General features: G+C 61.3%; 3 protein-coding genes and 1 pseudogene. All 4 read right to left on the bottom strand.

Annotated elements, in window-relative coordinates:
* The coding region (locus tag AC1DX0_RS34810) for an alcohol dehydrogenase catalytic domain-containing protein (protein WP_477358929.1) at window positions 1–421 on the bottom strand (421 nt) is incomplete at its 3' end.
* Between the two features lie 177 nt (window positions 422–598).
* Window positions 599–1,027 (bottom strand): annotated as a pseudogene (locus tag AC1DX0_RS34805) (SRPBCC family protein); the annotation flags it as partial.
* Between the two features lie 9 nt (window positions 1,028–1,036).
* Window positions 1,037–1,474: an SRPBCC family protein gene (locus tag AC1DX0_RS34800; RefSeq protein WP_477224617.1), complete on the bottom strand. Its 438-nt coding sequence runs from the start codon at window positions 1,472–1,474 to the stop codon at window positions 1,037–1,039.
* 17 nt (window positions 1,475–1,491) lie between these two features.
* The coding region (locus AC1DX0_RS34795; protein ID WP_477358926.1) for a flotillin family protein at window positions 1,492–2,343 on the bottom strand (852 nt) is incomplete at its 5' end.

The raw sequence follows: 2,343 nt of genomic DNA, 5'->3' as shown, positions 1-2,343 counted from the left end.
GACGTGCCCATTGCACCAGCAACTGGCCGACCCCGCCTGCTGCCGCATGGATGAGCACAACGGACCCGGGTTTCACGGGATAAACGTCGTGCAGCAGGAAGCTCGCAGTAATGCCTTTCAAAAGACCCGCCGCGGCTGTTACGTCGGAAATGTCATCCGAGAGGTGAACCAAAAGGTCGGGTGCCATGTTGCGTCGTTCGCAGTAAGCGCCGACCGGCGGGCATGCATAGGCAATCCGGTCGCCGACTGAAAAGCCCGAAACCTCCGGGCCGACCGCTGCGATGACGCCGGCGGCTTCCATGCCCGGAACGCCTGGCGGCTGCAGGAGGTCGAAATAGCCGGTCCTGCAATAGACGTCGATATAGTTGACACCAATGAACGTGTGACGGACCTGGATCTCGCCACGCGATGGCGGCGCCAAGCCGATCTCCGCAAGCTGCAGAACCTCGGGGCCTCCGTGGCGCTCGACAAGGATTGCCTTGGTCCGTGTGCCCTGGTCGTCGCCTCTAGGCAGCTCCCGCTCGCGCCTCTTGGGGATCAACTCCGCCGCCGGTTGCTGTGACCTGGCCTTGTTTGGTTCGGCAATAGGCCTTCCGGTCAAGAGCCGGCGAACGGCCTCAAAACCGGCTTGGTAGATGCCTTCAGTGACCAGCTTGACCAGTTCATCACGGCGATGCGCGGGCGGATGGAACTCCGAGGACCATTCCCAGAAGGTAGCGTTGCCGTCCGTTACCGGCTTCAGCCGGATCGACGCGACATACCCCATCAACGGCAACGGCGCCTCCAACAGACAATATCTCAGGCGCCGGTCTTTGTCGGATAAGGCCAGGAGTTGTTCGCGCAGTTCGCTCCCATCGGTGAGACGGAAATGGCGAACCGCGCCGATCGCATCGGCCGGGTCGCCGCTCTCAATCTCGCTGAAGGAGATTGCCGGATGCCAGCGCTCATGCCCATTGAAATCGCGCAGAACAGACCAGACGTCCTCTACAGGCGCGTTGATGATCGTGCTCTGGCAAACCTTGACCATTCGTCGATGTCAGCGCGCGAAGCGCTGTTTGAGCGCCGTGAAGGCGCTCTGGAATACGCCTGTGCCGATCTGCTGCACCAATGCGCTTTCCCGCTCGGGTGCACAGTCGAACTCGGCCCGCCATTCGGCGAACGTCATGTTGCCATCGGTCACAGGGGTCAGGGAGAGCGTGGCTATGTAGTTCTCTACCCCCATCGGGCTCTCCAGCATCGCATAGCTGTAGGAGAGGTCGTAGTCAGACAGAGCCAGCAGTTTCTCCCGGATCCGGCCACCGTCCTTCAGCATGAAATTGCGTATGCAGCCGATCTGGTCCGGATGCGCGTTCTGTTCGATGCGGCTCTCCGCGACGAACGGTGTCCAGCTCGGCAAGCCATTGAAGTTTCGGACAAGTTTCCAAACGTCCACAGCTGGCGCATTGATCGTCGACGACACATAGATCTTCGGCATCGGGTGACCCTACGGCTTCACTGGTCGCGATCGTCATCGTCGGTTTCCTTGCCGCTCTTTGCTTTGCCTTTCTTGTCGCGGCTGAGGCTGGCTATGTCCTTGGCGTCTCGCAAAACATCGGTCATGCGGCCAAGCGATCCGCCCTCGATGCCGATCTCCTTCATCAGATTGTCGATCATTGGCGCCTGCACCCTGTAACGCAGCGCTGAATCGATGACCTCGTCGGTGACGTTGCGGCTGCCGCCTTGGCCACCGTTGATCCCGTCGACATGCAGGATTTTGATGCCTTCGATCTTCTCCATCGGTTTGACACTCTCGCGGATGATGCCTTCCATGTGGTCCAGCAATTTGCCGCGGAGGCGCCCGGCGCGAGCCTCGTCCGAAAGCAGGTTCTCGGCCTCGTTGAGCTGCCGGTGACCGGCGGCGTCGACCTCGTAGCGCTGGGCCGCGGCCAGGGCATGGATCTTCTCCGCTTCCGCCGAAGCGACAGCAGCGATCTTCTGTGCTTCCGCCAGGCTCTTTGCTGCTTTCATCTCAGCGTCAGCAGCCGAGGTGATGCGCAGGGCATCGCGCTCGGCTTCCCGGGCGGCACCGATAAGGTCGGTCAGCTTGCGACGCTCGGCAATCTCGCGCTCGCGGGCGGTGAAGGCCTGTTCCTCGGCCTGAATGGCCTTTGCACGAACGGCTTCCGAGGCTGCAATCGCGGACGAGCGTTCCTGGGTCTTCTTGGCGATGTCGATTGCCTTCTGAATCTCGGCGATCTCGATCTTCTGGTCACGATCGACGCCCAACTGGCGCATGTCGCGGTCCTTGATCAGGCGGGCTTCCTCAATGCCACGCTCTGTAGTGATGCGGGCACGCTCCACCTC

The organism is Mesorhizobium sp. P3_A9 (assembly GCF_056402975.1).
This window is presented reverse-complemented; position numbering and strand designations above follow the sequence as displayed.

Excerpts from the sequence above, each read along its gene's own strand:
- AC1DX0_RS34800 (WP_477224617.1), bottom strand. The coding sequence starts at position 1,474 with ATGCCGAAGATCTATGTGTCGTCGACGATCAATGCGCCAGCTGTGGAC.